The sequence below is a fragment of the Muricoccus pecuniae genome (genome assembly GCF_014199205.1).
GTDB lineage: Bacteria > Pseudomonadota > Alphaproteobacteria > Acetobacterales > Acetobacteraceae > Roseomonas > Roseomonas pecuniae.
Window position 1 is genome coordinate 42,366 of sequence record NZ_JACIJD010000025.1, and the last position, 6,615, is coordinate 48,980.

The 6,615-nt window shown below is 67.5% G+C and carries 6 protein-coding genes; 3 read left to right on the forward strand and 3 right to left on the reverse strand.

From position 1 onward, the window contains the following. Positions 1-14 precede the first annotated feature (14 nt). From FHS87_RS23460 to FHS87_RS19790, 3 genes are read right to left on the reverse strand one after another with little or no spacing between them, the layout of a single operon-like run. Positions 15-2,231 (reverse strand): multicopper oxidase domain-containing protein, encoded by a 2,217-nt coding sequence (locus FHS87_RS23460; protein WP_221300174.1) that lies wholly within the window; start codon positions 2,229-2,231, stop codon positions 15-17. Next, the gene (locus FHS87_RS23935; protein ID WP_246418552.1) at positions 2,189-2,464 is read right to left on the reverse strand and encodes a DUF411 domain-containing protein; all 276 of its coding nucleotides are present in this window, start codon (positions 2,462-2,464) and stop codon (positions 2,189-2,191) included. The genes FHS87_RS23460 and FHS87_RS23935 overlap by 43 nt, the downstream gene beginning before the upstream one ends. Next, entirely contained in the window at positions 2,430-4,661 is a 2,232-nt protein-coding gene (locus FHS87_RS19790; protein ID WP_281394523.1) for a heavy metal translocating P-type ATPase, read from the reverse strand. Before FHS87_RS19790 ends, FHS87_RS23935 begins: the two co-directional genes overlap by 35 nt. Before the next feature lie 198 nt (positions 4,662-4,859). Here FHS87_RS19790 and cueR point away from each other — a divergent pair, with 198 nt between their 5' ends. The 3 genes from cueR (at position 4,860) to FHS87_RS19805 (ending at position 6,536) form a co-directional block, all read left to right on the forward strand. After that, on the forward strand, positions 4,860-5,348 hold the full coding sequence (gene cueR, locus FHS87_RS19795) for a Cu(I)-responsive transcriptional regulator (protein ID WP_075823366.1): 489 nt from the start codon (positions 4,860-4,862) through the stop codon (positions 5,346-5,348). A 155-nt stretch (positions 5,349-5,503) separates the two neighbouring features. After that, positions 5,504-5,803, forward strand: a complete 300-nt coding sequence (locus FHS87_RS19800; protein WP_312862054.1) for a DUF411 domain-containing protein — start codon at positions 5,504-5,506, stop codon at positions 5,801-5,803. 433 nt (positions 5,804-6,236) lie between these two features. Continuing rightward, the gene (locus tag FHS87_RS19805) at positions 6,237-6,536 is read left to right on the forward strand and encodes a four-helix bundle copper-binding protein (protein WP_075823694.1); all 300 of its coding nucleotides are present in this window, start codon (positions 6,237-6,239) and stop codon (positions 6,534-6,536) included. Positions 6,537-6,615 lie beyond the last annotated feature (79 nt).

The window sequence follows — 6,615 nt, forward strand, 5'->3', positions numbered from 1 at the left end:
TCGGTCCTTCGTGATCAGCCGTTAGACGCGACGCGCGGCTGACGTCGGATCTCGACCTTCCGCATCATCCCGGTCTCCATGTGGAAGAGCATGTGACAGTGGAAGGCCCAGCCGCCCTCGGCATCCGCCTCCACATCCACATCGAGTGTGCTGCCAGGCTTGACGCTGATGGTGTGCAGCAGCGGGTTCTGGGCGCCGTTGCCCACCTGCGGCTGCATCCAGACGCCGTGCAGGTGCATCGGGTGGCTCATCATGGTCTCGTTGATGAACCGCATCCGGACCCGCTCGCCGAGGTTCAGCACGATTGGTTGCGCCTCGCTGAAGCGGTTGCCGTTAATGGCCCAAAAGTAGCGATCCATGTTGCCGGTAAGGCGCACCTCAATGATGCGGTTGGGCTCGCGTACCGGGTAGGGATTCGAGAGCGCCCGGAGCATGCGGTATGTCAGGACACGGGTGCCCGGAGGCGCCCCGGTGTTCACCGCGAACGGGTCGGGCGGCGCCATCCCCCCGTGGCCCGCATGCGCGCTGGCCGCGGAAGTATCGACCTGACCCACTTGGCCGGTGCCCGGCGCGCCGTGGCCCATCGCCGAGTGGTCCGGCGCAGCTGGGGCGGCGCCACGCTGGTCGCGCCGCTGCGCGGGCTGCTGGCCCTGGCGCCCCTGCTGCCGCTGCGGCCGGGGCTGCTGACCTCCCTGCGGCCGCCCCATGCCCGGCATGCTCGAGTGGTCCATCCCTGGCGTGCTGGAGTGGTCCATGCCGAGCATGTTCGAATGGTCCATGCCCTGCATGGAGCCTTGGCTCGCCTGGGCCAACCGGAAAAGGCCCGCGCCCGGCACGGAACCTACCGGAAGGTCCGCGACGGCAAAGCGGAAGCCCGGATCCCGTGCCAGGGACGACGAGCGGCCCATGCCCGGCATGTTGGAGTGATCCATGCCGGGCATGTTCGAATGGTCCATGGCCGGGGGCCTGGCCGGGGCTTGGCGAGCACCGCCCGTCCCCCGGGCCGGGGCGCCCTGGTTCATTCCCGGCATATTTCCGTGGTTCATCCCGGGCATGTTCGAGTGATCCATGCCCTGCATGCCGCCCTGGGCACTGCTGGAACCCATGCCGGACATCCCCGAGTGGTCCATGCCGCCCATGTCCATGGATTCCATGGGGGCGATCTGGCCGGGCCGGTCCGTCTCGGGACGCAGGGTGCCGCGGTCCAGGCCCTTGGGCCCGTAGTTGCCGCCCATATCGGCCATGGTCAGCAGCGGCCGCTCGCGGTGCGGGGGCAGCGGCATCATCGGTAAACCGTTCTGGGTGGCCAAGCTGGCGCTCGCGAAGCCTTGGCGGCCCATGGACTCCGCCAGGATTTGGAACTGGCGCCCGCCCGCGGGGCGCACGAGCACGTCGAAGGTCTCGGCTGGGGCGATGCGGAACTCGTCCACAGCCACCGGCTGCACGTTGTTGCCGTGCGCCTGGACAACGGTCATCTCCAGCCCGGGGATGCGCACGTCGAAGTGGCTCATGGCGCCGGAGTTGATGAAGCGCAGGCGAACCGTCTCGCCGGGACGGTAGACCGCAGTGAAGTTCTGCTCGGGCGTCCGGCCGTTGACCAGGAATGTGTAGCCCGTGACGTCTTCGATATCCGTCGGGTCCATCCGCATGTCGCCCCACATCAGCCGGTCGCGGATGATGGCCTCGCGCGCCTGTGCGTTCGGGGCGCGCGCGAGCTCGTTGGCGAGGCTCGCCGCGGTGCGCTTGTTGTAGTTGTAGTAGCCCGCGTCGCGCTTGAGGTTCTGGATGACGCGGTGCGGGTTCTCGTCTGTCCAGTCGGAGAGCTGGATGATGTAGTCCCGGTCGTAGCCGTAAGGGTCGGGGCGCACCGGATCGATGACCAGCGGACCGTAGAGGCCAGCCTGCTCCTGCGTCCCGGAATGGCTGTGGTACCAGTACGTGCCCGACTGCACGAGTGGGAAGCGGTACTGGTGCGTCTGTCCTGCCGCGATGCCCTGAAAGCCATCGCTGATGCCCGGCACGCCGTCTTGACTGCTCGGAAGGATCAGGCCGTGCCAGTGAATCGACGTCTCTTCGCGGAGCCGGTTGGCGACGTTGATGATTACCTCCTCGCCCTCGCGAAAGCGGAGGACGGGGGCCGGAACGGAGCGGTTGACCGCGATGGCCGGGCGGCTGCGGCCGGTGATGTTTAACGACACGTGCTCGATCGCGAGATTGAACTCGCGGGGCATCGCCCGCCCGACGGCTGGCTGAGCCAGGGCGGATCCCGGAAGAGCCGGAGCCGAGAGGGCGGCGATGCCAGCAGGCGGCGGACATCGGAGGCAGGGACGTGGCCTTCCACGACGTAGCCGCCGACCGTGGCCGTGTGGCAGGACTGGAGCTTGTCCGGCACGCCGTTGACCGCCTTCACCGCCTGCAGGTCCGCGACCTCATGGACGGTCGCCTCGAAGCCCGCCGCGCGCATGTGCCTGACCCATCCCTCGCAGCAGCCGCAGCTCGGGTCTTTCCACACTTGGAGTGCTGGGCCCTGGGCCCGAACTACGCTGACGGGCAGCGCCGCAGCAGCCAGCCCGAAACCAAGGAGGGAGCGCCGGGCGGCGCCGCCCCTGAACCCCTTGCTCATGACATCGCGCCCTGAGATCGCGAACGATGCGGTGCTTGTCCTCGGGGAGGACGTCGCCCTGGAACTCGCCAATGCCGAGCTTCCGGGCAACGGCACCGGCCGTCGTTTGATTGTCGCCGGTCAGCATGACGATGTGGACGCCCGCGGCGCGCAGGCTCTCCAGGGCGGATGGCGTAGTCGCCTTGACTGGGTCCGCTACGGAGATAACGCCACCGGGCCTGCCGTCTATCGCAAGGAAAAGCGCCGTCCCTCCCTCGCGCCGGAGCTCGTCCGCCGTGGTGGCCAGCCCGCCCAGGTCCACGCCGAGATCCTGCATTAGGCGGGCATTCCCCAGGGCCACCCGCCGTCCGCCGACAGTGCCGGTGACCCCCTTGCCGGTCACAGAGTCGAACTCGGCGGGTTCCCACATTTCGACCCCGCGCTCCCGGGCCGCGGCCACGATGGCCGCCGCCAGCGGGTGCTCGCTCGACCTCTCCAGGCTGGCCGCCAAGGGCAGCACCTCGGCCTCGGTCAGACCCAGTGCCGGGACCACGGCCACGACCTTGGGCTTGCCCTCAGTCAGCGTGCCGGTCTTGTCCACGACAAGGGTGTCGACCTTCTCCATGCGCTCGAGCGCCTCAGCTGACTTGATGAGCACACCCGCACCGGCTCCCTTGCCAACACCCACCATGATGCTCATGGGCGTAGCCAGGCCGAGCGCGCAGGGACAGGCGATGATCAACACTGAGACGGCTGCGATCAGCCCGTAGGAGAGTGCCGGTGACGGGCCCCAGACGGCCCAGGCGATGAAGGCCAGGACCGCGACGGCGATGACCGCCGGGACGAAGTAGCCGGACACCTGGTCGGCCATTCGCTGGATGGGCGCCCGGCTGCGCTGCGCCTCGGCGACCATGGCCACGATGCGCGAGAGCATGGTGTCGGATCCCACCTTGTCCGCCCGCATGACCAGCGAGCCGGTGCCGTTCACCGTGCCGCCGATGAGCTTGGCACCCGGCCCCTTCTCCACCGGCAGGGACTCGCCGGTAACCATGGACTCGTCCACGGCGCCGCTCCCCTCCAGCACCTCGCCGTCCACCGGCACGCTCTCTCCCGGACGCACCCGCAGCCGGTCGCCAGCCTGGACGTCCGCCAGGGGAACCTCCTCATCCTCTCCATTCTCCTTGAGGCGCCGCGCGGTCTTCGGCGCCATGTTGAGTAGGGCGCGGATGGCACCGCCGGTCTGCTCCCGGGCGCGCAGCTCTAGCACCTGCCCGAGAAGGACGAGCACGGTGATGACAGCAGCTGCCTCGAAGTAGACGGCCACCGTGCCGTCCATGCCCCGGAAGCCTTCCGGAAAGACACCGGGGGCGAAGGTCGCCACCAAGCTGTAGAGGTATGCGGCGCCGGTCCCGAGGGCGATCAGCGTGAACATGTTGAGGCTGCGGTTCACGACCGACTGCCAACCGCGCATGAAGAACGGCCAGCCGGCCCAAAGCACGACGGGGGTCCCCAACAGGAATTGGATCCAGACTGAGATCCTGGGCGGCACCAGGTGATGGAGCCCGAGGCCAGGGATGTGAGCCCCCATCTCCAGCACCACCACGGGGAGTGTGAGGGCCAGCCCGATCCAGAACCGGCGGGTCATGTCGGCCAGCTCGTGGTTGGGGGCGGCCTCAGCGGTGACGTCCAGCGGCTCCAACGCCATACCGCAGATGGGGCAGTTCCCGGGCCCCTCCTGCCGGATCTCGGGGTGCATCGGGCAGGTGTAGATGGTGCCCTTCCGTGGAGCTGGAGGCGGGGCCGCGGCGGCCTCCTTCGGCTTCAGATATTTGTCGGGGTCAGCCTGGAACTTCGTCCGGCACCCAGCTGAGCAGAAGTGAAATGTCGTCCCGGCATGCTCCAAGCGGTGCTTCGAGGTGGCCGGATCGACCTTCATCCCGCAGACCGGATCTGTGACGAGCCCGGCGTCAGCGGCCGGGCCGGGACCGTGATGATGGTCGTGGCCGCAGCCCGGCCCGTGCTGGTGCGAATGCCCGTGACTGGTGTGGTGACTGCTCATGCTTGCCGCCCCGGTTTGGGCCGCGTGGCGGGCCCTCGTTGCTCAGGTGACCGGGAAGGTGGTGTTTCCCATGATGGGAAGGTCAAGGACCATCAGCTGCCGAACGGGGATTCTCTGGGGGATGCCTTGACCTTCCCACAGTGGGAATCTCCATCTTAGCCGTGATCAGGACTGCGGTGCCTTGAAAAGGAGGTCCCCATGAACATCGGACAGGCCGCGAAGGCGTCCGGCGTCTCCGCGAAGATGCTGAGGTACTACGAGAGCGTGGGCCTCCTTCCCGCGGCGGGGCGGACTGAGGCGGGCTACCGCGTGTACTCGGAGCAGGACATTGGTACCCTCCGCTTCGTTCGGAGGGCGCGGGACCTCGGCCTGCCGCTGGACAGCATAAAGCGGCTCATTGGCCTCTGGCAGGACGAGGATCGTGCGAGCGCCGACGTGAAGCGCATTGCCACCGAGCATGCGGCCGAAATGCGCGCCAAAGTCGCCGAGATGACCCGGATGTGCGAGGCGTTGGAGCGTATGGCTGACGCTTGCCACGGTGACGACCGGCCGGAGTGCCCGATCCTCGACGAGATTGCCGAAGGCGACCACTGCGCCGCCGGCGGCCATGACGCCGGTCAGGACGGGAGCCTGCGACAGGCGAACGGCAAGAGCACAATCAGCAGCTTCCAGGGAGCGATGTCATGAGCAAGGGGTTCAGGGGCGGCGCCGCCCGGCGCTCCCTCCTTGGTTTCGGGCTGGCTGCTGCGGCGCTGCCCGTCAGCGTAGTTCGGGCCCAGGGCCCAGCACTCCAAGTGTGGAAAGACCCGAGCTGCGGCTGCTGCGAGGGATGGGTCAGGCACATGCGCGCGGCGGGCTTCGAGGCGACCGTCCATGAGGTCGCGGACCTGCAGGCGGTGAAGGCGGTCAACGGCGTGCCGGACAAGCTCCAGTCCTGCCACACGGCCACGGTCGGCGGCTACGTCGTGGAAGGCCACGTCCCTGCCTCCGATGTCCGCCGCCTGCTGGCGGAGCGCCCGCGCGCCAAGGGACTTGCCGCGCCGGGGATGCCGCCCTCCTCACCGGGCATGGACATCCCGGGGACGCCCTACGAGGTCATCCTATTCGGCGGTGGAGCTGACCGGATGTGGGCCCGGCATTGACCAGGATGGCTGGACAGGCCGCGCTGCGCCCGAGAACGGCGACTTGATCGAGGTCAAGGCGGGTCGGCGCCGATGGCAGGGATCGGCGGAGACACTAGCGATGCACGAGCACTCCATAGGCTTCAGCTTAGTTGCCTTGTTCAATGTCCTTCGTGAGCATTACGCCCACACCCCAGGCGTAACATTCGTAGGGTCTCACGAGTCTGCATGGACGTTCTGAAATCCTGCGCTGGATCACTGCATTTGCCGGGAAGTCGCCCGCGTTCCGCGTCGTCATAGACATGCAGCACACCCTGAGCTGGCCGCTAAGGCTCGATTGAGAGACGGGCCGGTGCCAGCTGCCAGCCTGACCGAGCACCGGCCGTCGACAGCGAAACCCACCAACGCCGCCTTCGCTGTCTCATTGAGGCGCCATTGTCCTCGGAGAACCGCTATGCACCACATGTCCACCGAAATGCAGGCCTGCATCGAGGAATGCCTGCGCTGCCACAGCACCTGCCTGAGCATGGCCATGAACCATTGCTTAGAGGTCGGCGGCCAACATGTCGAACCGGCCCACTTTAAGCTCATGATGGCATGCGCCGAGATTTGCCAGACCTCGGCGAACATGATGCTGATCGGCACCCACCATCATAAGCATACCTGCCGTGAGTGTGCAGAGATCTGCGAGGAGTGCGCGGCGAGCTGCGACGCCGTGGGGGGTATGGAGGCATGCGCTGTTGATTTGCACTGAGAGCTGACCCTGTAGGAGCCGAAGTTTTCGCCGAGAAATGACCCGTGTCTGTTCACCTCCCCGGCCGGATGGTCGGGGT